The following is a 22,409-nucleotide window of genomic DNA, read 5'->3' as shown; positions in this document are numbered from 1 at the left end:
ATTCGACGACGAGCGGCACCGGAGCGCGTTCCGCTCACATCGGACCGTGCTGCTGGCCCACCCGACAGGAGGCATCATGAGCGGACAGAACGATACGCCCCCGGGCGCCGGGGGGCCGGAAGCGCTGGAAGCGGCGGCGCTGTCCGCCCTGCCCGGCCTGCGGCATGCCTTTTTCACCCGGCGCGGCGGCGCGTCGGACGGGCTTTACACGGGCCTCAACGGCGGGCTTGGCTCGGCGGATGCGCGCCCGGCCGTCGATGAGAATCGCCGGCGCATGGCGGGCCACTTCGGCCTCGCTCCCGAGCGCCTCGTCACGCTGTATCAGGTGCATTCCGCGGATGTGGTGACGGTGGAAACGCCGTTTCCGGCGGACGAGCGGCCACGCGCCGACGCCATGGTGACCGACAGGCCGGGCGTGATTCTCGGCATCGCCACCGCCGACTGCGGGCCGCTGCTGTTCGCCGATGCGCAGGCGGGCGTGATCGGCGCCGCACACGCGGGCTGGAAGGGCGCTTTCGCTGGCGTGCTGGAGGCGACCATCGACCGCATGGAACAGCTCGGCGCGCAACGGGCACGCATTCGCGTGGCACTGGGGCCGACGATCAGCCAGACGGCCTATGAAGTGGGGCCGGAATTCGTCGACCGTTTCACGGAGGCCGACCCCGGCAACAGCCGGTTCTTCGCCCTCTCGGATCGCGCAGGGCACGCGCGCTTCGACCTGCCCGGCTTCATCGGCGCGCGGGCCGCCGCCGCCGGCATCGGCACCTTCGAGCATCTCGGCCTGTGCACCTATGGCGACGAAGCCCGCTTCTACAGCTATCGCCGGGCCACGCATCGCAACGAGACCGATTACGGCCGTCTGATAGCCGCGATCGCGCTGCATCAGGAAGCGTGACGGCAACCATAGCAGTTTGCATTCAAGTCGATCCATCGCATTGAGTGCGAGTTGCGGGAACGCAAGCTGCGGTAAAATATAGACTTTAGAGCGTACGATCTGATTCCATCAGATCGTCTGGCGCTCTATACGCCGACCGACAAGCCCGCCTCATCCGCGCCTGGCCGAGTGTTTCCGCTGAAAGAGGGGCATTCCGGCGCTTGCCTTTGGCGGAAAAAGCTCCGGTTCCTCAAAGACATAATTTTCTGACTTTGAGCGCAGCTTCCGACCGCGGGCGTTGGCGATATCTATACGTACTACGCTGTTCACGAGGTAGAGTAAATTAAATATAAGAAATTCTACGTATAGCTTTATCGTAATAACTCGTGATAATTCAACGAAATGATTCGCCGTTAAAGCACAGAAATGAATTATTTTCGCATGTAAAATTCCTTTCTATCCGATTTACTTTCTATCTTTAGAGAGAAACAAGAAGGAAATAGGAAATATGATATTTTCAAAAATCAATAATTATTCAAAAAATATGATTATATGTTTGTTTTAACGTCTTTCAGAGCGCCTTGATTTCCGAAATATTGCACAGCTGTTTCAACAGAGTTTTCATCCCATGCATCGCAACACGCTGGCCCTGAAAAAACAGTTTCTGAAGATCGACGATACGACGATCGCCCTTCTCAGGGAGTGGTTCCCGAAGATCGAGGCCCGTCTTCCGCAGGTGCTCGACACGTTTTACGAGCGTGTCGGCGGGTGGCCGGAACTCGTCGCCCTGTTCGGCGCGACGCCCGAGCAGCAGCGGACGGGCGTCGCCCGTGCGAAACAGGCGCAGATCGCGCATTGGAAGCAGCTCTTCACCGGCGGTTTCGAGGCCGATTACGTCGCCTCCTCGCGGCGCATCGGCACGGTGCACAGCCGCATCGGCCTGAAGCCCTCCGCTTATATCGGCGGCTATTTCATCCTGCTCGAACAATTGAACGCCATGGTCAACGGCACGCATTTCAGCCGTCTGCACCCGCGCGAAGCCGCCGGAAAGACCGCGCGGCTGGCAAGCGCCGTCGGGCGCGCGGTCATGCTCGACATGGATCTCGCGATTTCAAGCTATCTGGACGGCATCCGGGATTCGCTCGACGGGCGCATCGTCGACGAATTCGAGGAAACGATCGACCGGGTGACGCGGGACCTGCTGTCCTCCACCGAGGCGATGGCGCGGAGCGCCCGGGCCGTCGCCGACGGCATCGCGGAGACGGGCGCGCGGGCGAGCGCCTCGCTGCGCTCCGCCGACGAGGCGACATCCACCGCGAACGCCATCGCCGCGGCGGCGGAACAACTGTCCGCCACCAACCTCGAAATCGGCCGCCAGATCGACCGCTCCGCCGGCGTCACCGGACGGGCGACGGAACAGGCGGAGCAGGCGATGGCGGCCGTGAACGGGCTGGCGGACCTCGCCGCGCGGGTCGACGAGGTGGCGAAGCTGATCCAGACCATCGCAGGGCAGACGCATCTTCTCGCCCTCAACGCCTCCGTCGAGGCCGCGCGCGCCGGGGAGGCGGGCGAGGGTTTCGCCGTTGTCGCGGCGGAGGTGAAGTCCCTCGCCGCCCGGACCGAGGGTGCGACGACCGATGTTTCGGAGCGCATGAACGAGATCAAGAAGGCATCGACGCAGACTGTCAGCGCGATTGCGGGCATCCGGGCGACGATCGACGAGATCAACACGCTGACGGGCGCCGTCGCGGCATCCGTTCACGAGCAGGTCGCCGCCACCGGCGATATCACCCGCTCCATCCAGAGCGCCGCCGATGAAACCGCGCGCATTTCAAGAAGCGCCGGCGCCCTCGTCAGCGCAGCCGACGCGGCGGGCGAGGCCGGCGCGCAGGTGACGCGCAACGTCGCCGATCTGCACACCGAAGCCGACCGTCTGCACCGGGAGGCCACAGCCTTCGTCGCCTCCATCGGCAAGCAGAAAGATGATGAGTAGCTTTTTTACAATATACATCTAAAAATAATTATTATATTATAAACTGATGTTAAATATATTATCGAATTTTACCTGCTTGACCTTGAGAAAAAACAAATAGTACAGAGCCTGAAACACAGAGACAGACATGATCGACATATCCGACCGCATCTCGTTCCTGGGAATCGATGACGAGGTCAAGGCGACACTTCAGGAGCTTCGTCCGATCATCGAGGGGGCTCTGCCGGAGATTCTGGACGCCTTCTATGCGCACCTTCTGGCCCGGCCCGACGTCGCGCAGCTTTTCGGCCCCACGCCGGAAGCCGCGCAGAGCGCCGCCGGACATGCGCGGCGCGGACAGATCGTGCACTGGCAACGTCTGTTCTCGGGCCGGTTCGATGCGGACTATGTCTCCTCCGTCCAGCGGGTTGGCCTCATTCACAGCCGCATCGGCCTCGAACCTTCCCGCTACATCGGCGGCTACATGATCCTGCTCGATCATCTGAACACGCTCATCGCCCGCACCAGCGTCAGCCTCCTCCGGCCGGCGGCGGCACGGCAGCGGGCCGGGCGGATGGCGGATGCGGTCAATCGCGTCGTCATGCTCGATATGGACATCGCCATCTCCACCTATCTCGACGCCGTGCGGGAGGCCTACGACACGCAGCTTGCGAGCGGCTTCGACCTGTCGGTGAAAAACATCGTCGGCAGCGTCGCGCAGTCCATCGACGCCCTCAATGCAAGCGCCCGCTCCGTGACGGAGACCGTCGCCGTGACGCAGCGGCACGCCGAGGAGTCGACGAAGGCCGCCGAACTCGCCTCTGTCAACACCCAGACCGTCGCCGCCGCGACGGAGGAACTCTCCGCCACCAGCGACGAGATCAGCCGGCTCGTCGAACGTTCGGCCGAGGTCGCGCGGCAGGCAGTCGCCCAGGCGACGGAGGTCAACGTGGCGGTGGACGGGCTGTCTCAGGTCGCGCGGCGAATCGGCGAGGTGGTGGAACTCATTCAGGCCGTCGCCGCGCAGACCCGGCTGCTCGCCCTCAACGCCACCATCGAGGCCGCGCGCGCAGGTAACGCGGGGCGCGGCTTCGCCGTCGTCGCGACGGAAGTGAAGTCTCTCGCGGCGCAGACCGAACACGCGACGGCGGACATCGCCACCCGCATCGCCGAAATCCAGCAGGCCGCTTCCGAAACCGCCTCGTCGATCAGCAGCGTGGGTGCCACCATCGGCGAGATCAGCGCCATCGCCGGCTCCGTCGCGACCTCCGTGCAGGAGCAACTGGCGGCGACCGCCGATATCTCGCGCTCCATCCAGCAGGCGGCAAACGAGACCACGCGCATCGCCGCCAACATGAACGAGGTGATCGAGGCCGCCGGGCACGCCACGCAATCGGGCGCCGAGGTCAGCGCGGTGTCGGAGCGCCTCGCTGGCGACGCCAGCAGCCTGGCCCGCGAGGCGGACACCTTTCTCACCTCCCTGAGAAAAGCCTGAGGCCGACTATTCGGGGATGCCGTCCACATCCGCGGTGCGCCAGAGCAGATGCTGGCCGCCATCCACCGCCAGCACCTGACCGGTGACGCTCGCCGCGCCCGCCAGATAGAGCACCGCATCGGCGATCTCGCCGGGCGACGGCCCGCGGCCGAGCAATGTCGCGGCAGCCTGGCGGGCGAAGTCCTCCGCCGTCTGCCGGGCGCCAGCGCAGGTAGGGCCGGGGGCAACACCGTTTACCCGGATGCGCGGCGCCAGCGCCTGCGCCATTGTGCGGGTGGCGGTGGCGAGCGCGCTTTTGGTCAGCGTGTAGGAGAAAAACTGCGGATTGGGCCTCAACACGCGCTGGTCCAGAATATTGACGATGGCGCCATACCGCCCCTCCGGCACACCTGCGGCCATGTCGCGCGCCAGCAGCATGGGCGCGCGCAGATTAACGGCGAACGTCTCTTCCCACAGGCCGAGGCCGAGGTCCGCGATGGCGTCGGGCTCGAAGATAGAGGCGCTGTTGACGAGCAACGTTACCGGCCCCAGCCGTTCGGTGGCATGGGGCACGAGCGTTGCAACGGCGCCGGCATCCGCGAGATCGGCGTGGAGCGTCGCCGCGCGGCCGCCCCCGCCGGCGATCTCCGCCGCCAGCGAGTCGGCCTCCGCCGCCGAGTGGCGGTAGTGGATGGCGACCGCATAGCCCGCCGCGGCCAGGCGCCGGGAGATCGCGCGGCCGATGCGCCGCGTGCCGCCGGTGACGAGCGCGACGCCTGTCGTCATCCGCCGTTCTCCGGATCCTGAGTCTCGTTCTGGCGGGCGAGCATGCGCCGTTCCACGTGCTTGGCGATGCGCAGATAGCGGAAATAGGCGAAGTTCATCGCCGTCATGAAGCCGTAAATGCCACGCACGATATGGCGGCGGCCGATGTAGGCCTTGATGAACGACGCCGGAAACTCGACGAACAGGCGCAGCACCGATACCTTCGCGCCGCGGCTGTCGAGATCAAGCGCCAGCGCATCGGTATAGCTGTTGAGCTTTGCGAGCTGGTCGCCGAGGGAGCGCACGGAGAAATGATGGATGGCGCCCTTGAGCCGCTTCACCTTCGCGCCCGGCGCGAGTTGCACCCGGTCATGCACCGTGGACAAGGCATAGCGACCCTTGTCGCGCCGGTAAAGGCGCACAGGGGCGAGCGTGTAGGCGAGCGGATGAGGCGCGCGCTCGCCAGGAAAAACCTCGGCGATGCGGATTTCGTAGGCGTCCGCGTCGGGCTCGCCACCGTCGAACAGCGCCCGGATGCGGCGGGCGAGATCGGGCGGAACCAGTTCGTCCGCGTCGATGTTCAGCAGCCACAGATGGCGGCACTGGTCCTCGGCGAAGCGCTTCTGCGGCCCATAGCCGGGCCAGTCGTTGTGGATCACCCGTGCGCCGTGCCGGGCCGCGATCTCCCGCGTGGCGTCGGTGGAGCCCGAATCGACGACGACGATATCGTCACTCAGATCGGCGACCGCCGCAAGTGTGCGGCCAATGCGGTCCGCCTCGTTGCGGGCGATGATGAAAATGGACAGTGGCAGCGGCGGTTGCGTCATGGATCCCGGGACCTCACTCGCCTCGCTTTGACACGATGTGCCTTCCATCGCAAGCCTCTGGGCCGTGCCCTGCCCGCGCGGCGTCCACCCCGGCCATGGTCCGCGTCCGCCGGCGGACGGCGGACGTTTGTTGAATACAAGTAAATGTATTCGACGTCTCCGCCGTTAACCCGCTGTTATCTATAACCCACGAAGCGAAAAGACCGAGAGAGTTCCGGCATCTGGAATCCAATGTGCGGGAACATCGCGCACATGATGCCACAGCCGCGATTTATCCTTCGAAACATCTTGCGCGAACAATGGGTTACGGTTAGGCTCCCTGAGCCGGCGACATGGCGGGGCCGGTGCAACATGGCCTGGTTTCCGTTATGTCGACACATTCCCGCCCTTTTTGGCGTTTTCTCTGTGGCACGAAAGGCACAGACGTCCTGCCCGAGTTGCTGTATGTATTGTGCAACTTCAGGGATGGCTGAAGGCCATTCGGCTTGAAGAAGACAGTTTTTTAGGAGTGAATGATGAAAAAGGTTCTTCTTGCGGGCGTTGCTGTCGCCAGCCTGGTCGCTTCGGGCGCTGCTTTTGCTGCTGACCTTCCGAGCCGGCAGGTCGAGCCGGTCGCTCCGGTTGTGGCTCCGATCTTCACGTGGACGGGCTTCTACGTCGGTGTGAACGCCGGTTACGCCTGGAACAGCAACAACGACGACAAGTTCTACAACGGTGCCACCTACTACAACGGTGGCAACAACGACGACGGCGGCTTCACGGGTGGTGGCCAGATCGGCTACAACTACCAGTTCGGCCAGTTCGTTGCCGGTCTCGAAGCCGACATCAACTACGCTGACCTGAAGGGCAAGAACAGCAACTATGCTCTCGCCTACAACCCGGCTGCTGGCTACTTCGGCGGCACGAGCACGGGCATCGAGTGGTTCGGCACCGTCCGCGCCCGCCTCGGTGTGGCCTTCGACCGCGCCTTCATCTACGGCACGGGCGGCTTCGCTTACGGCGGTGGCGGCAACGACAACGGCTTCGTCTACAACGGCGCCTACTACCAGAACAAGAGCGACACCCGCACGGGCTGGACGCTCGGCGCTGGCTTCGAGTACGCCATCACCAACAACATCACGGCGCGCCTCGAAGGTCTGTATGTCAACCTCGGCAAGGAAGACCGCAACGCCTTCCTGCCCCTCTACGACAACCGCAAGGACACCGAATTCGGCGTGGTCCGCGCTGGCCTGAACTACAAGTTCGACTCGTTCTGATTGAACGGCCCTTGCGGGCCAGCGATCAATCAGCTATCAGCCCGGCGGCGCAAGCCGCCGGGTTTTTTTGTCTTGCGCGGATTTTCAGGCGCGAGGCGCCTCCCGAGCGATGTGGCTGCGCGCGCTTTGGTACCGGTACCCCGGTCGCAGGGCCTATTCGCCCGCCAGCCAGTCGCAGCGAAAGCCGACCCGATCGCCACGTGCCAGCCGCTCCGCGAGCGCCGGCAGCAGAATTTCCGCCTCGTGCGCCAGTGTCCACGGCGGGTTGATGACGATGAGGCCGGAACCGTTCAGACGCGAGGCGTCGTCCGCCCGGTCGATCAGCATTTCGAGCCGCAGGATTTTCGGCACGCCCGCGGCACGCAGAAAATCCGCAAGCTCCTCCGGCGCCGCCAGATCCTTGATGGGATACCAGCCGGCGAAAATGCCGCCGCTCCACTTGCGGCGCGCTTCCACCAGTGCCTGGCCAAGGTGCGCGAGTTCGCCCTCGACCTCATAGGGCGGATCGATCAGCACAACGCCGCGCCGCTCGACGGGCGGAATCATCGCTTTCAGCGCCGTCCAGCCGTCCAGCTCCAGCACCTTGAGCCGCCGGTCGCGCCCCAGGTTCTCTTCCAGCAGGTGCACATCGGCGGGATGCTTCTCGACGAAAATGGCGCGGTCCTGCCGCCGCATCAGCAGGCTCGCCAGCATGGGGGAACCGGGATAGCGGGCTGCGCCGAAGCGCGCCGCGACATCCGCCAGCGCCGCGCGATAGGGCGCGAGCAGTGCCTCGGCCTCCCCCGCCAGCGGCGCGGCGAGCCGGGCGATGCCGTCCTGCCATTCCAGCGTCTTGCCCGCCTCGATGCCCGCGAGGTCATAAAGGCCGATGCCGGCATGGGTGTCGATGACGCGATACGGCGCCTCCTTCTGCCCCAGATAGAGAAGGATGCGCGCGAGGAGCGCGTGTTTCATGCAATCGGCAAAATTGCCGGCGTGATAGGCGTGGCGATAATTCATGGCGGACGATCAATGGCAGAGTTTGCGCGTCCGCTCAACCGCCCATGCCACGCCTACTCAGGCGCGTCGATAGTGACGTTCCGGTCACGGCAACCGCTGCGGTCGACCTCCGGGCAGACGCGGAAGCCGGAAAGGTCGCGGCTCAGGCAGATACGCACTTCCTTCAGCCGCCCACGCTGGCAGGCAGTGGCAATCATGTCCGGCTGCAGGCCCGGGTTGGCGGCGATGAAGGCGCGCTCGACCTCCGCCGGCGAGGCGACACGGTCGCCCGGCAAGCCGTGCAGCGCAGGCGGAATGGTTACCCTGTCGCGCGCCCGCGCGGTGTCGCGGAAATACGCCTCCGGGGTCTGCCCGGAGCAGGTGCCGTGCACCCGCCACTGGTGGCGCGCCAGCCCCTGTTCGGGAAAGATGCCTGCGGCGACGTTCATGGCCTGGCGGGAGGGCACGCGCGGCATCGCGGCGCATTCGCGCGGATAGCCGCGCTCATATTGCGGCCACAGGCCATGCACGACGAAGCCGTGCTTACGGCCGACCGCGCACTGATCGCGCCGGTCGGCGCGGCCCTCCAGTTCGCAGAAGCCGGGTGACCACGACAGCGCCAACACGTAGAAATCGAACGCGCCGGGGCGCGCGCCCCGTTCCACACGCTGCGCGTGCGCCTCCCCGGCGAGAAGCGGCAGCGCGCACGCGAGGGCGGCGAGTAGCGGGAGGCGCCGCGCCGTCCGCAACGGCGGCGGGATGAGACGAGCCGACAGGAGCATTGCGCCGGGTCGGATCAGGGCAGGGCCGCCCGGCAGGCGGGGGCGAATGACAGGTGGCGATCCAGCCCGACAACGCACCACTGCACGTCCGAGCCGATGCCGATGGGGCCCAGCGCCTCGCGCACCGAATAATGGACCACCCGCTTGCGGCCGTCGGAAATCTGCGACACCGCTGTGCAGAAGCGGCGCGGAATGAAGGCGTCACCCCAAGGCCGCAGTGCGACGTCGCGTACTCTCTCGAAGCCCTCGATGGTCAGCGGCGACTGCCAGAAATGCGCCTCGCGGAAGGCAAAGCGATTGGCGATTCGCCTCAGCACGCGCGGATCGTCGCAGGCCGGCACATTGCCGGAAAAGGCCAGAAACCGGTCCTCGGCGCGCACGTCATCGCGGGCGACAGCCGGCGCACCCGCCAGCAGCGAGGCAAGAACAGCGCCGGCGAAAGCTCCGGCAACAACAAGCGAACGCATGACAGCCCCCATTCACGCAATATCAATGCCGCAAGACCGCGCCGTCCGTCCGACGACGCCCTTTTCCATACCACATCATCAAGAACAGGAAATAACCATGAGCGCGGTTGTAACCAGGGTCAAGTTACCCAGGCATGAAACGCAGGCCAAAGACCGGATTTCCTGTGTCGTATGGTCCTGTCGTGCGCCGCCGCACTACCTACGCCCGCTGCCGTCCCGCGTCGATCTCAGTCCGGTGCGCCGTCGCCGGCGAAAACCGCATTGATGACATGCACCTGCGCCTCGTTCCGCGCCGTCATGGCGGCGAAGCCATCTCGGCGCGCGCGCAGGCAAGCCTCCCGGAAAGCGGCGTCCTCCTGCCCGGCGCGCGCGGAGGCATCGATCGCCGGGACACCCGCGTGACTTGCGGCAAGCAGCGTCAGACCGCGCGACAGGCGCGACACATCGCCATCGGGCGTTTCCGCGCCGGGCAGCAGGAACGGCTCCCATACGAAGGCGGCAAGCCGTGGATGCGGACGCAGGCGCGGGGCTGCCATCACACCAGCCGCCGTACCGATGACGGCGACGATGCGGGTCTCGCCGTCCGGCCGGCCGAGCCGCGCCTCAAGCACGCGCAATCTGGCGCCGAGCTGCTCGATATCCTCCGGCCCGGCTACCGCCGGCAGTACGACAGCGGCGGGATGCGCCGGCAAGACAGCGGCGAGGTCGTCATCCGACGGGTCCGGATGGAGGCCGCCGGCGCGCATCCAGATCGCCGGCCGCCCGCCGCCCGCGTTCACGCACCTGAGGACCGCGCACGCGGCGGCGCGGGCGTCCTCCCCGACGAGATCGAGGACGACGCCGTCGGCCTCGCTGGCGAGGATCGCGGCGAGGAGGCCGTCGGCGACGCCGGCAAAGATCCGCAGCGAACGCATGTCTTCTCCTCCATCGGCAATCCGGCAAACGGGCGCCACGATGACACGATAACGTAAAGCGCGCGTGAGACAATGGCGCCGCAGGTCATGAGTCAGCGCTCCTTTACCATTGCATCGCGCTATACGGACTTCTTCATCGCCGCGCGCGATAATTTGACCGACGATACTTTCAATAGCTGCCAGTCTGTCCCATATAGCGGGTGTATGGGTCGACGCACCCGCGCCCGGCCTGAAAAACATTCACGAATCCGGAGGTGAAATCCCGATGTCCCTGTCCCGCCGAGGCCGTATTCTGGCCGCTGTTGCCGCCGCCCTTCTCCTGACGGCCGGAATCGCCGAAGCCCGCGTGGGCCGGGGCGGCAGCTTCGGCAGCCGTGGAACGCGCACTTACAGCACGCCCGCGCCCACCAACACTGCGCCGGGCGCCGCGCCGATCCAGCGCTCCACCACACCGCAGGCGGCCCCCGGTGCCGCTGCGCAGGCGCCGCGTGCCGGCCAGCCCGGCGCGGCAGCGGCGGCTCAGCAGCGTCCCGGCTTCTTCGGCGGCGGCTTTGGCGGCGCGCTGATGGGTGGCCTGCTGGGCGCGGGCCTGTTCGGGCTGTTGTCGGGTGCCGGCCTGTTCGGCGGTTTCTCAGGTTTCGGTTCGTTCCTCGGCCTGCTGCTGCAGATCGGCCTGATCATCCTGCTGGTGCGCCTTGCCATGAACTGGTTCCGGCGTCGGCAGGAGGCCACCGCGGGCGGCACTGGCAACATACACGCACGCTCTGCAGCCGGTGGCCCGGGTCAGGGACCCGGTCAGGGACTTGGCCGCGGGCTCGGTCTGGCGGGAGCAGGTTCGCAGGGGCGTGCGGCTCCGGCCAGCCGGCCCGTCGAGATCGTGGGCGCCGACTACGCTGCCTTCGAGCGGTTGTTGCAGGAAACGCAGGACGCCTACTCGCGCGAGGATCTTGCCGCGCTGCGCCGGCTGACCACGCCGGAAGTCACCTCCTACCTGATGGAGGAATTGACCGCGAACGCCTCGAACGGCGTGATCAACCGCGTCTCGGACGTCAACTTCCTGCAGGGCGATCTGGCGGAAGCGTGGAGCGAGGGTGACAGCGATTATGCGACGGTCGCGATGAAGTTCTCGCTGCGTGACGTCACCTTCGACCGCGCCACCAACGCCATCGTCGACGGTGACCCGACAACGCCGGTCACGACCACGGAAATCTGGACCTTCCGCCGCATGCGTGGCGGCGACTGGCTCGTGTCGGCCATCCAGCAGGCCTGATTCCTTCCACCCGTCATCAAAAAAGCGCCGGGAAACCGGCGCTTTTCATTTTCAGGCACCGAGAACCGGTATCAGTCGAACAGGCTGGAAACACTCGATTCCGTCGCCGTGCGCTCAATGGCTTCGCCGAGCAGGTTCGAGATGGTGATGCTGCGGATATTGGGCGCGACCTTCACCGCCTCCGTCGCCTGAATGGAATCGGTGATGACGAGTTCCTTCAGCCGGGATGACGCGATGCGCGCCACCGCGCCGCCGGAAAGCACGCCGTGCGTGCAATAGGCGTAGACTTCCTTTGCGCCCTTGGCGAGCAGCGCGTCCGCCGCGTTGCAGAGCGTGCCGCCCGAATCGATGATGTCGTCGACCAGAATGCAGCTCTTGCCCTCGACGTGACCGATGATGTTCATCACCTCCGACTCGCCGGGCCGCTCACGCCGCTTGTCGACGATAGCGAGCGGCGCATCGATGCGCTTGGCGAGCGCGCGGGCGCGGACCACGCCGCCGACGTCCGGCGAGACGACCATGATGTTCGACAGGTCAACCCGCTCGCGGATGTCGCGCACCATGACCGGCGCGGCGAACAGGTTGTCGGTGGGAATGTCGAAGAAGCCCTGGATCTGGCCTGCATGCAGGTCGACCGTGAGCACCCTGTCGGCGCCGGCGCGGGTAACGAGGTTGGCCACAAGCTTCGCGGAGATGGGCGTGCGCCCCGCCGAGCGCCTGTCCTGCCGGGCGTAGCCGAAGTACGGGATCACCGCCGTGATGCGCCTGGCCGAGGAACGGCGCAGCGCATCGGTCATGATGAGCAGTTCCATCAGGTGGTCGTTGGCCGGGAAGGAGGTCGACTGGATGACGAAGACATCCTCGCCGCGCACGTTTTCCTGAATCTCGACGAAGATTTCCATATCGGCGAAGCGGCGCACGAGGCATGTCGCCAGCGGCACTTCGAGATAAGTGGCGATCGCCTCTGCCAGGGGGCGATTCGAGTTGCCCGCGACGAGCTTGATCGAGGGTTTCATCCGGCCATTTCCTTCATAGGGTCCAACGTGCGTGCTACCGATCCGGCACGCCCGCCCGGGCGACGCCGCCGCGCAACGTTATGGAACACCCACAGGGAGTCGCGCAAGGTTCGACGCGCTCATATCAGCCACGACCTGTGTGAACAATAGGCTTGCTGTAAATAAGTGAACGCGCCGCGGCTACAGGGGCCGGCCTTCGAAATGCGTCACTGGAAACATGCCGCCCCCGATGCCCTCCGCCCCGCATGCGGCGCCACGATGGCCGCTCCCCTGAAGTGCATCTGTTTTTTCGTTCCGTTATCGACAGAAACAGGACAGCGGACACCGCTTCGGCATCCGCTGTCCTGCTGGTCTGTCTGTTTATCGACGCACAGGGTCTCCCGGGAAGAAAGCGGGTGCCGTCTCCCGGGAAATCGCTCAGCCCATGATGTGGTAGCCGGCGTCGATATGGATCGTCTCGCCGGTGATGTTGCGGGCGAGGTCGGAGGCGAGGAAGGCGGCGATGGCGCCGACGTCGTCGATGGTGGCCAGGCGGCGCATGGGCGAGCGTTCGACGGCAACCTTCATCAGGTCGTCGAAGTCACCGATGCCGGAGGCGGCGCGGGTGAGCATCGGGCCGGGCGACAGGGTGTTGACGGTGATGCCCTTGGGGCCCAGCTCGGAGGCGAGTTCGCGGGAGGTGGCCTCAAGCGCCGCCTTGACCGGCCCCATCAGGTTATAGTGCTCGACGACCTTCTCGGCGCCGTAGAAGCTCATGGTCATCGCCGACCCGCCGTTCTTCATCAGCGGCTCCGAGCGCTTCAGCAGGCGGATGAAGGAGTGGACCGAGATGTCGATGGACAGGCCGATGCCTTCCAGCGAGGCGTCGACAACGCGGCCGTGCAGGTCCTTCATCGGCGCGAAGGCGATGGAGTGAACCAGCGTGTCGAGCGTGCCCCATTCCTCCGTGATATGCTGGAACAGCGCGTCGGCCTCTTCCTCGTTACGCACGTCGAGCGGCAGGAAGATCGGCGCGCCGATCGATTCCGCCAGCGGCTGCACGTAAGGCTTGGCCTTCTCGTTGAGATAGGTCATCGCGACCTCGGCGCCGGCCTCATGGAGCGCCCTGGCGATGCCCCATGCGATGGAATGCTCGTTGGCGACGCCCACGACGAGCGCGCGCTTGTTGGACAGATCAATCATATCAACGGCCCCAAGTTGATCGAGATGACGGGTAGGAATTGCGGACAGGACTATTGCACATGCAGCATCAACGAAGATGACAGAATTTCGTGAAGTCATACAAAGACAAAGAGCGGAATTTGCGGCGGCTCAATAATTTATGCCGTCTGCTCCGAAGCCCGCGCGCAATGCCGGACGCGGCACAGAAATGCGGTCGGCCATCTTCCATCCGGACGCAAGACGCGCCATATTCGGGCCATGGCGCGCACACCCAGAAAATCCGACACCTCCGGAAAAGCCGGCGAGACCGGCGCACCGGCGAACGCGGACGTCGTTGCCGGAGCGGCGCCGGCGAAGCCCGCTCGCCGCAGCGGCGGGCGCGCGAAGGCGTCGAAGCCCGAACTCGTGCCGCTCGACCCCTTCCTCGCCGATCTGCTCAATCCCGCCCTGAACAGGGATCGCGGGCTGGAGGAGGCGCCGCAGAGCGCCTATACCGCTGACGCTATCCCCGTCGCCTATCCGGCAGCAGCGGCGCGCGTCCCCGGCGCGCGGGAGGACGGCGAGCCATCGCCGCAGCAACGGCCGCGCCACCGGCGCAGCAAGGACGAGGCGGCGACGAACGCGGCGGCGCTCGCGGGGGAGGGCTCCGGCGTATCCGCCACGGTGGCGGCGCTGACGCAATTGCTGGAAGGCGGCAACCCGTTCATCAGGGAAGGCGAGGTCTGGAAGCCGCATCGGCCCGAAAGACCGGAGAAATCGGAAGGCGGCATCCGCTTCCGCATGCAGTCAGATTTCGAGCCGTCCGGCGACCAGCCGACGGCCATCGCCGAACTGGTGCAGGGCGTGCAGGCAGATGAGCGCGATCAGGTTCTGCTCGGCGTCACAGGCTCCGGCAAGACGTTCACCATGGCGAAAGTGATCGAGGCAACCCAGCGTCCCGCGCTCGTCCTCGCGCCCAACAAGACGCTGGCCGCACAACTTTATGGAGAGTTTAAGGGCTTCTTCCCGGACAACGCCGTCGAGTACTTTGTTTCCTACTACGATTATTATCAGCCGGAAGCGTATGTTCCGCGTTCCGACACCTATATCGAGAAGGAATCGTCCATCAACGAGCAGATCGACCGGATGCGCCACGCCGCCACCCGCGCGCTGCTGGAGCGCGACGACGTGATCATCGTCGCCTCCGTGTCCTGCATCTACGGTATCGGCTCGGTCGAGACCTATACGGCGATGACTTTTTCGGTGAAGGTGGGCGAGCGCATCGAGCAGCGCCAGTTCATCGCCGATCTCGTCGCCCTGCAATACAAGCGCACCGGCATCGATTTCAGCCGCGGTACCTTCCGGGTGAGCGGCGACGTCATCGAAGTCTTTCCCGCCCACTATGAGGACCGGGCGTGGCGCGTCTCGCTGTTCGGCGACGAGGTGGAGTCCATCGCCGAGTTCGACCCGCTGACGGGACAGAAAACCGCCGATCTGGGCTTCGTCAAGATATACGCCAACTCGCACTACGTGACGCCGCGCCCGACGCTGCTCCAGTCCATCAAGGGCATCAAGGAGGAGATGAAGTGGCGCGTCGAGGAGCTGACGCGCATGGGCCGCCTGCTGGAAGCGCAGCGGCTCGAACAGCGCACGGTGTTCGATATGGAGATGATGGAGGCCACCGGCTCCTGCGCCGGCATCGAGAACTATTCGCGCTATCTCACCGGCCGCAAGCCGGGCGAGCCGCCGCCGACGCTGTTCGAATACCTGCCGGACAACGCCATCGTCTTCGCCGACGAAAGCCACGTCACCATTCCGCAGATCGGCGGCATGTACCGGGGCGACTTCCGGCGCAAGGCGACGCTGGCCGAATACGGCTTTCGCCTGCCGTCCTGCATGGACAACCGCCCGCTGCGCTTCGAGGAATGGGACGCCATGCGCCCGCAGTCGATCCACGTCTCCGCGACGCCGGGCAAGTGGGAGCTGGAGCGCACCGGCGGCGTGTTCGTGGAGCAGGTCATCCGCCCCACCGGCCTCGTCGATCCGCCCGTGGAAATCCGTCCGGCCCGCAGCCAGGTTGACGACCTGCTCGGGGAGGTGCGCGACACGGCGGCCAGAGGCTACCGCTCGCTCGTCACCGTGCTGACCAAGCGCATGGCGGAGGACCTCACTGAATACCTGCATGAGAACGGCGTGCGCGTGCGCTACATGCATTCGGACATCGATACGCTGGAGCGCATCGAGATCATCCGCGACCTGCGGCTCGGCGCGTTCGACGTGCTGGTTGGCATCAACCTGCTGCGCGAGGGCCTCGACATACCCGAATGCGCGCTCGTCGCCATTCTGGATGCCGACAAGGAAGGCTTCCTGCGTTCCGAAACCTCGCTCGTGCAGACCATCGGCCGCGCGGCGCGCAACGCGGACGGGCACGTCATCTGCTATGCCGACACCGTCACCGGCAGCCTGGAGCGCGCCATCGCGGAGACCAACCGCCGTCGCAGCCGGCAGGTCGCCTATAACGAAGAGCACGGCATTACCCCGCAGAGCGTGAAGAAGCGTATCGGCGACATTCTCGAATCGGTCTACGAACGCGATCACGTCACCATCGATACGGGCCTGACGGAGACGACCGCTGTCGGCCACAATCTCCAGGCCGTGCTGGCCGATCTCGACAAGCGCATGCGCGCCGCCGCCGCCGACCTCGAATTCGAGACCGCCGCACGGCTGCGCGACGAGATCAAACGCCTGCAGGCCACGGAACTCGCCATCGCCGATGACCCGCTGGCGCGCCAGCGCGAGGTCGAGGATCGCGCCGGTGCCTATGCCGGGGAGCGCAAATACGGCGCGAAGGCCAACCTGCCGCCGGCGCCCTCATCCGATGGCCGCGCCCGCAAACCGACGCTTGACGAAATGGGGCCGGGCCGGGAAACCGTGCCACTCGGCGCCGAGCATTTCCAGCCCCGCTCCACGGGCGGCTGGCCGGGCAAGACCACCGTCAAGAAGGGCGGACGGCGAACGACGAAGCCGACACGTTAGAGCATGATCCCGACAAGTGGATATCGCTCCTAAAGCGTTTTCAAGCAAAGTGGATACCGGTTTGCGTGAAGAAAGCGCGTAATATCAAAAACTTATAGCATTTCGGCGTTTCAATGAAATGTCGAAATGCTATAGAGCAGTTTGCATTGAACCCATCGAATTGAATGCAATTTGCGGTAAAATACAAAAGTTGGAGCGCATGCTCTGATTCCATCAGAACGTCTCGCGCTTTAAAAAATATTATGCTCAAATAAAAATATAGACTATTTTTGTTTCGTTGAAACGCAACAGCGGCGTCAATCTTTTCTGGATTTGATTTATACTGTATGTAGATGCGTCTGACTCATTGAGGTACAGCCCGCCCGTGGGGCGCCTGAGCAAAGCTCGCGCGGGACCGGTCGGGGGCCGAAGGCATCAGTATTACATTTCACGCGGAACAGCAGCCTGTCCCTGACTTGGCGCGTTTATGTGACGCACGCCACGCAATTGCCAGCGTGTTCGTGGTCGCCATGCACAGGACGCGCCTCATCGATTCCGCAGCGCACAAAAAAACGCCACGAGCGTCGATGTTTTTCATTTCACCATAAATTACACCGGAACTGAACATAAAATTATATTTTACATGTTGAACTCGGTTTTCACAGCCCGACATACGCCGCCCCATGGTTGCGGCGACCCGCCGCGAGGCAACAGCCTCGACGCCATTGGGTGCGCGCGCAACCGTAACAAGAGTAACTATGTGGATTGGGCAAAAAAAAGGCCGAATTCCACAAGGGGAACTCGGCCTGAAAGTAGCTCCAGCATTGCTGGAACTTCCAGAGGGGAACGGTTGAAACAAGCTCTACGCCGGGAGGAGGTGCGGAGCTAATCCGTCTCAACCAAAGACAAGATGCCTCTTTTGCTGCTTTTTTGCAATGCAACAGACTACATAACAGGCATGCATGTGGCGCATAATCAATCCAGATGATGGATCGGCGGTCGGCAACGCCCGCTTTTCGGGCAGCAACACGCTCCGTCTGCCTGTCGCCTGCCCGAAAAGCACCGCCGACATGCAGCCGGAACCCGGCATCGGACTGCGGACCGACGTCAGGCGGCGGTCTGATGCCGCGTTGCGGAGCGGGATGTCAATAGGTCCAGCGCTGAGCCTTGCCGATCAGAAAGTCGCGGAACACCTGCACCCGCGCAACGTTCTTCATTTCCTCGGGAAATACCAGATAGCTGTCGAGCGATGGCATCTCGACATCCGACAGCAACTGCACGAGGCCGAGCCCCGGCTCGACGATGTAGTCCGGCAGCACGGCGAGCCCCGCACCCTTCTCGACCGCCTTCTTCAGTGAGGTGACGTTGTTGACGAGCAGGTGGTAGTTGCGCTGGTCCCTGGTGTCGCGGCCTGCCGTCGCCAGCCAGTGCACCGCCAGCAGATAATGCGGAGCCGAGCCGCCGAAGCTCAGGATGCGATGGTTATCGAGGTCCGAGAGCCGCTCCGGCTGGCCGAAGCGCTTCAGATATTCCGTCGAGGCGTAGACGTGGAAATGCACGGTGAACAGGCGCCGCTGGATCAGGTCTCCCTGCACGGGCTGGCGCAGGCGGATGGCGACATCCGCCTCGCGCATGGACAGGTCCAGTTCGTCATCGGTCAGGATCAGTTCGATGCGGATGTCGGGATAGATATCCATGAACTCGCCGAGGCGCGGCGTCAGCCAGTGCGTGCCGAGGCCCGGCGTCGTCGTCACCCGCAGCGTGCCCGACGGGCGCTCGCGTGATTCGGACAGCCGCGCGCGGGTCGATTCGAGGCGCATGGTCATGTCGCGCGCGGCGCGGAACAGCAACTCGCCCTGCTCGGTGAGGATGAGCCCGCGCGCGTGCCGGTGAAAGAGCGGCGCCTTCAGCTCCCTCTCCAGCGCGCTGACCTGCCGGCTCACCGCCGACTGGCTCAGCCCGAGATCCTCGCCTGCCCGCGTGAAGCTGCCGGCCTCCGCAACGGTATAGAATATCCGTACCTTGTCCCAATCCACGGCCCGTCCCCTACCCTGGCATTATCTTGTTCTCCCGGTCCCCCTCGCGCGTCGCCGCGCAAACCGGGTCACTCTTCCGCGCGTGGCGCGGCATCCTGCGCGGCGAGCCAGCGCTCGGCGTCGAGCGCCGCCATGCAGCCTAGCCCCGCCGCTGTCACCGCCTGCCGATACACCTCATCCGCCACGTCGCCCGCCGCGAAGACACCGGGCACGCCGGTGCGCGTGCTGCCGGGCTCGGTACGGATGTAGCCCGAGGGGGTCAGATCGATCTGGCCGGCGAAAAGCCCGCTTTCCGGCCGGTGGCCGATGGCAATGAATACGCCGTCGACGGCCCGCTCGGTCACCTCGCCGGTGACGAGGTTGCGCAGCCGCACCCCGGTGACGGAACGCGGCAGCTCCTGCCCGACGATTTCCTCGACCGTGTTGTTCCAGACGACTTCGATCTTCGGATGCGCGAAGAGGCGGTCCTGCAGGATGCGCTCCGCCCGCAGCGAATCACGCCGGTGGACCAGCACCACGCGCGAGGCGAGCTGCGCCAGATAGAGCGCCTCCTCCACCGCCGTGTTGCCGCCGCCCACGACCACGACCTCACGGTTGCGAAAGAAGAACCCGTCGCAGGTGGCACAGGCCGAGACGCCGAACCCCTGGAATGCCTGCTCGGATGGCAGGCCGAGCCACTTCGCCTGCGCGCCGGTGGCGATCACCAGCGCATCGCCCGTATAGACATGGCCGCTGTCGCCCGTCAGCCTGAAAGGCCGCGCCGACAGATCCGCCGACACGATCGTGTCCGACGCCAGCCGCGCGCCGACATGCTCGGCCTGCAGCCGCATCTGCTCGACCAGCCACGGCCCCTGGATGGGCTCGGCGAAGCCCGGATAGTTCTCGACCTCTGTCGTGATGGTGAGTTGCCCGCCCTGTTGCAGGCCCGATATCAGCACCGGCTCCAGCAATGCGCGCGCCGCATAGATCGCCGCCGTGTAGCCGGCGGGTCCCGAACCGATGATCAGCAACTTCGCATGGGTTGCGCCGCCCCTGACGGGCGTGATCGGCGTGGCGGCGGGAGAATGCGATGCGGAGGGCGTGGTCATGGATTTTCCGTTCGGTGTCTATCGTCGGCTGGCCCCGCGAGGCGCGACCGGTGCGCGTGGTAGGACCGGACGATCTCACCCGCGACGGTCACCGTCGTATCTAAAGGCAGGTATGCGTTTCCTTCAAGCCTTCCCCTTAACCGGCGTGCGATGCCGCACTTTTCCAGCCCGTTCAGAAGCGCTTCAAGTTTCCGGTGTCCTCCCGAGGGCTCGAAAACCAGCAGCGGTGCGCCAGTCGCCGCCGCCTCTCCCAACATATTGGCCGAATCGGCTGTCACCACAACCGAATCAGCCAGCGCCAGCAGGGCAATGTAAGGATTATCCGCAGCATTCCCGCTGCGGCCGTCCCACAGGAAGCCGCCGGTGCGCCCAACCAGAGCGCGCAATCCCTCGCGGAGGTTGTCCGGCGTGCGCCGCGACGTCGTCGCCATCAGCACCGCCCCCTCCGCCGTCAGCGCTGCGAGCTGTTGCAGAAAACGCATGACATCGGCATCGGTGAAGCGGTGGTGGCGGCTGTTGCCGCCCACAAGAACGGCCACGCGCGGGCGCGGCAGGCGCGCGAGCGCCGCCGGCGGATCGGCGCGCGCCTCGGCGAGCCGCTGTTGCGACACGTGGTGCGGCGCGGTCAGTGTGACGATCACATTGTCGCCGCGCAGCCGGTCGTGCGCCGGCACCCAGAGGAGATCGGCGGCGCGCGCGCCGGTGCGCGGGTCCTTCAGGATCACGGTGAAGGTGCGCCCGCGCGACGCGCGCTTGATCGCCCGGACATAGGCCACCGCCCGCCGGCCGGAGGCGATCAGGATATCGGGAAACGGCGGCGCGATCGGCGAGCCCGCACGGTCCGGCGCGTCACGCGGATCGATGCCGCCGCGCGGCATGATCCACGCGAACGGCGGGCGCGGATGTACGCGGCGCACCTCCACGCTGCATCCGAGCGCCCGCGCCACGCCGAGACACTGCAACTCGTCCCCTGCCTTGCCGTCGGTCAGCACCCAGCAGGATACGCCGGCGCCAAGGGCCGCCGGTTCGCGATGCGCCGCCCCTCCGGCGGGCCTGCTATCGGCGGCTGCCATGACGATCCAGGAGGGGGCAAGATGGGGACAAGATCGAACCGGTGCGGCACATGGGGCTTGAATCGTGATAGGGTATTGATTGCGCTTTGCTATTGTATCCCAGTATAACCTGTTTCGTGCGGCATGGAAGGCGGCATCCCGATGCCTTGCGACACACTCCGGAAGCCATTGCGAATCGACAGCCGTCGCGACGATGCGACATTTCCGGGGGCGGGACGCACAACAGCCCCTGCTCCGCCTGCACAGGACGCCGGACATGCGTTATTGTCGCGACGAACCGCTCCGGCTCGGCTAAAAGGTGCGGCGATACGCGACGGCTTATCAAGGATGTGATGCTTGCCCCTCGAACTCGACGCAACCGACTGGAAGATCCTCAAGGAATTGCAGGCGAACGGACGCCTGACCAATGTCGAGCTGGCGCGCCGCGCCGGCCTTTCCGCGCCGCCCTGCCTGCGGCGCGTGCGCGCGCTGGAGGAAGCGGGCGTTATCCGTGGCTACCGGGCGCTGCTGGACGGCAAGCTGCTCGGCTTCGAGATCACCTGCTTCGCTATGGTCCAGTTGTCGAGCCAGGCGGGCACCGACCTTGCCCAGTTCGAGAGCCATATCCGCAACTGGTCGATCGTGCGCGAGTGCTGGTCGCTATCCGGCGATATCGATTTTCTGCTGAAATGCGTGGCGCGTGACCTGCACTCATTCCAGAAGCTGGTGCTCGACCTCACGGCCCTGCCCAACGTCCGCAACGTCCGCACGGCGCTCACAGTCGCCCAGGTCAAAGACGCCCCGCCCATCCCGCTGGAAGCGGTACGGTAGGGGTTTTTTGTCGCGGCCGCCTCCAAACACCGGTGGAAACCGGCCGCGGCCGCTTCGGACGCTGCCTTCAGCGCCCAGGCACCCTGTCGCGAACCCATCTCGCGAAGGTGCGTGAAAGCCCGATGATCCGCCGGTTGTCGATGTCCGGCAGGTACCATGCGCCAGAGAAACTGGAGGGCAGCGCGAGCAGGATGTGGTAACGCGCACGTTCGCGGCCGTCCGGCCCGATCACGACGGCATAGCCGTCCATATAGTCGGAGTCGCCGCCGCCGCTGTACCAGCGGCCGCCGCCACCGCCGCCCGACCATGAGGAAAGGCTGACGCTGTCGACGCGCGCCACGAGCCGATCCGCCCCTTTGTCACGCGGAACCAGGCGGCCGGCGAACAGGCGGTCGAGTTCCGGCTGCATGGAGGCCTGCACCAGATTGGCCCACGGCGTCAGGCCGAGCGCCCGGAGCGGCGCGGTATCGACCGTCACGGAGCGCAGCCGCAGCGCAGCCCCATCGGCGGCCGACAGCGGCACGTCGCGCGATTCCGCGCAACCGCCGAGCGCAGCGGCGACTGCCGCCCCGCCCGTCATTACGAATGCCCGACGCGACAACACGTTCATGATGCCAATCCCCTGGAGCATTTTTCATTGAGCGAATTCTTA

At 65.3% G+C, this 22,409-nt stretch carries 19 protein-coding genes; 7 read left to right on the top strand and 12 right to left on the bottom strand.

The window, feature by feature from the left end; translation table 11 throughout:
* Positions 1-76: 76 nt before the first annotated feature.
* From pgeF to ACFFJ7_RS14745, 3 genes are all read left to right on the top strand, one after another.
* Positions 77-895, top strand: a complete 819-nt coding sequence (gene pgeF / locus ACFFJ7_RS14755; protein WP_377593312.1) for a peptidoglycan editing factor PgeF — start codon at positions 77-79, stop codon at positions 893-895.
* Positions 896-1,502: 607 nt separating this feature from the next.
* Positions 1,503-2,867, top strand: a complete 1,365-nt coding sequence (locus tag ACFFJ7_RS14750) for a protoglobin domain-containing protein (RefSeq protein ID WP_377593310.1) — start codon at positions 1,503-1,505, stop codon at positions 2,865-2,867.
* 127 nt (positions 2,868-2,994) lie between these two features.
* A complete protein-coding gene (locus ACFFJ7_RS14745; RefSeq protein ID WP_377593309.1) occupies positions 2,995-4,341 on the top strand; it encodes a protoglobin domain-containing protein in 1,347 nt (448 codons plus the stop codon).
* Between the two features lie 6 nt (positions 4,342-4,347).
* Here ACFFJ7_RS14745 and ACFFJ7_RS14740 read toward each other — a convergent pair whose 3' ends face one another.
* Complete coding sequence (locus tag ACFFJ7_RS14740; RefSeq protein WP_377593306.1) at positions 4,348-5,106, bottom strand: SDR family oxidoreductase; 759 nt, start codon at positions 5,104-5,106, stop codon at positions 4,348-4,350.
* Positions 5,103-5,912, bottom strand: a complete 810-nt coding sequence (locus ACFFJ7_RS14735) for a glycosyltransferase family 2 protein (RefSeq protein ID WP_166951885.1) — start codon at positions 5,910-5,912, stop codon at positions 5,103-5,105. Before ACFFJ7_RS14735 ends, ACFFJ7_RS14740 begins: the two co-directional genes overlap by 4 nt.
* A gap of 515 nt (positions 5,913-6,427) precedes the next feature.
* On the opposite strand from ACFFJ7_RS14735, the gene ACFFJ7_RS14730 reads away from it, so the two are divergent.
* Positions 6,428-7,168, top strand: coding sequence for an outer membrane protein (locus tag ACFFJ7_RS14730; RefSeq protein WP_343042549.1), 741 nt, complete (start codon positions 6,428-6,430; stop codon positions 7,166-7,168).
* Positions 7,169-7,321: 153 nt separating this feature from the next.
* Here ACFFJ7_RS14730 and ACFFJ7_RS14725 read toward each other — a convergent pair whose 3' ends face one another.
* The 4 genes from ACFFJ7_RS14725 to ACFFJ7_RS14710 all read right to left on the bottom strand — a co-directional run bounded on the left by ACFFJ7_RS14725 (position 7,322) and on the right by ACFFJ7_RS14710 (position 10,309).
* A complete protein-coding gene (locus ACFFJ7_RS14725; protein ID WP_377593303.1) occupies positions 7,322-8,167 on the bottom strand; it encodes a 23S rRNA (adenine(2030)-N(6))-methyltransferase RlmJ in 846 nt (281 codons plus the stop codon).
* A 53-nt stretch (positions 8,168-8,220) separates the two neighbouring features.
* Positions 8,221-8,928 carry a ribonuclease T2 family protein gene (locus ACFFJ7_RS14720; protein WP_377593300.1) on the bottom strand — a complete coding sequence of 236 codons (708 nt, stop codon included), beginning with the start codon at positions 8,926-8,928 and terminating at the stop codon, positions 8,221-8,223.
* Positions 8,929-8,942: 14 nt separating this feature from the next.
* Positions 8,943-9,395: a hypothetical protein gene (locus ACFFJ7_RS14715; RefSeq protein WP_166951898.1), complete on the bottom strand. Its 453-nt coding sequence runs from the start codon at positions 9,393-9,395 to the stop codon at positions 8,943-8,945.
* A gap of 227 nt (positions 9,396-9,622) precedes the next feature.
* Positions 9,623-10,309, bottom strand: coding sequence for an aldolase/citrate lyase family protein (locus tag ACFFJ7_RS14710; RefSeq protein WP_377593297.1), 687 nt, complete (start codon positions 10,307-10,309; stop codon positions 9,623-9,625).
* Between the two features lie 265 nt (positions 10,310-10,574).
* Between ACFFJ7_RS14710 and ACFFJ7_RS14705 the strand changes: the two genes are divergently transcribed.
* Positions 10,575-11,579: a TIM44-like domain-containing protein gene (locus tag ACFFJ7_RS14705; RefSeq protein WP_377593295.1), complete on the top strand. Its 1,005-nt coding sequence runs from the start codon at positions 10,575-10,577 to the stop codon at positions 11,577-11,579.
* Between the two features lie 71 nt (positions 11,580-11,650).
* Here the strand turns inward: ACFFJ7_RS14705 and ACFFJ7_RS14700 are convergent, their stop codons facing one another.
* Together ACFFJ7_RS14700 and fabI are read right to left on the bottom strand one after the other, a co-directional pair.
* Positions 11,651-12,595 carry a ribose-phosphate pyrophosphokinase gene (locus ACFFJ7_RS14700; RefSeq protein ID WP_166951907.1) on the bottom strand — a complete coding sequence of 315 codons (945 nt, stop codon included), beginning with the start codon at positions 12,593-12,595 and terminating at the stop codon, positions 11,651-11,653.
* 417 nt (positions 12,596-13,012) lie between these two features.
* Positions 13,013-13,777, bottom strand: coding sequence for an enoyl-ACP reductase FabI (fabI, locus tag ACFFJ7_RS14695; protein WP_166951910.1), 765 nt, complete (start codon positions 13,775-13,777; stop codon positions 13,013-13,015).
* Between the two features lie 237 nt (positions 13,778-14,014).
* Between fabI and uvrB the strand changes: the two genes are divergently transcribed.
* A complete protein-coding gene (gene uvrB, locus ACFFJ7_RS14690) occupies positions 14,015-16,771 on the top strand; it encodes an excinuclease ABC subunit UvrB (protein WP_377593293.1) in 2,757 nt (918 codons plus the stop codon).
* Positions 16,772-17,895: 1,124 nt separating this feature from the next.
* Here the strand turns inward: uvrB and ACFFJ7_RS14685 are convergent.
* The 3 genes from ACFFJ7_RS14685 to ACFFJ7_RS14675 all read right to left on the bottom strand — a co-directional run bounded on the left by ACFFJ7_RS14685 (position 17,896) and on the right by ACFFJ7_RS14675 (position 20,947).
* Positions 17,896-18,786 (bottom strand): LysR substrate-binding domain-containing protein, encoded by an 891-nt coding sequence (locus ACFFJ7_RS14685; RefSeq protein WP_166951916.1) that lies wholly within the window; start codon positions 18,784-18,786, stop codon positions 17,896-17,898.
* A 68-nt stretch (positions 18,787-18,854) separates the two neighbouring features.
* Positions 18,855-19,874, bottom strand: coding sequence for a thioredoxin-disulfide reductase (trxB, locus tag ACFFJ7_RS14680; protein ID WP_377593291.1), 1,020 nt, complete (start codon positions 19,872-19,874; stop codon positions 18,855-18,857).
* Positions 19,871-20,947: a mitochondrial fission ELM1 family protein gene (locus ACFFJ7_RS14675; protein WP_377593289.1), complete on the bottom strand. Its 1,077-nt coding sequence runs from the start codon at positions 20,945-20,947 to the stop codon at positions 19,871-19,873. Before ACFFJ7_RS14675 ends, trxB begins: the two co-directional genes overlap by 4 nt.
* A gap of 336 nt (positions 20,948-21,283) precedes the next feature.
* Here ACFFJ7_RS14675 and ACFFJ7_RS14670 point away from each other — a divergent pair, with 336 nt between their 5' ends.
* A complete protein-coding gene (locus ACFFJ7_RS14670; RefSeq protein ID WP_166951925.1) occupies positions 21,284-21,757 on the top strand; it encodes an Lrp/AsnC family transcriptional regulator in 474 nt (157 codons plus the stop codon).
* A gap of 67 nt (positions 21,758-21,824) precedes the next feature.
* Here ACFFJ7_RS14670 and ACFFJ7_RS14665 read toward each other — a convergent pair whose 3' ends face one another.
* Entirely contained in the window at positions 21,825-22,367 is a 543-nt protein-coding gene (locus ACFFJ7_RS14665; RefSeq protein ID WP_166951928.1) for a hypothetical protein, read from the bottom strand.
* Between the last annotated feature and the right edge of the window lie 42 nt (positions 22,368-22,409).

The sequence above is a fragment of the Pseudochelatococcus lubricantis genome, from assembly GCF_042432495.1.
GTDB classification, from domain to species: Bacteria; Pseudomonadota; Alphaproteobacteria; order Rhizobiales; family Beijerinckiaceae; genus Pseudochelatococcus; species Pseudochelatococcus lubricantis.
This window is presented reverse-complemented; position numbering and strand designations above follow the sequence as displayed.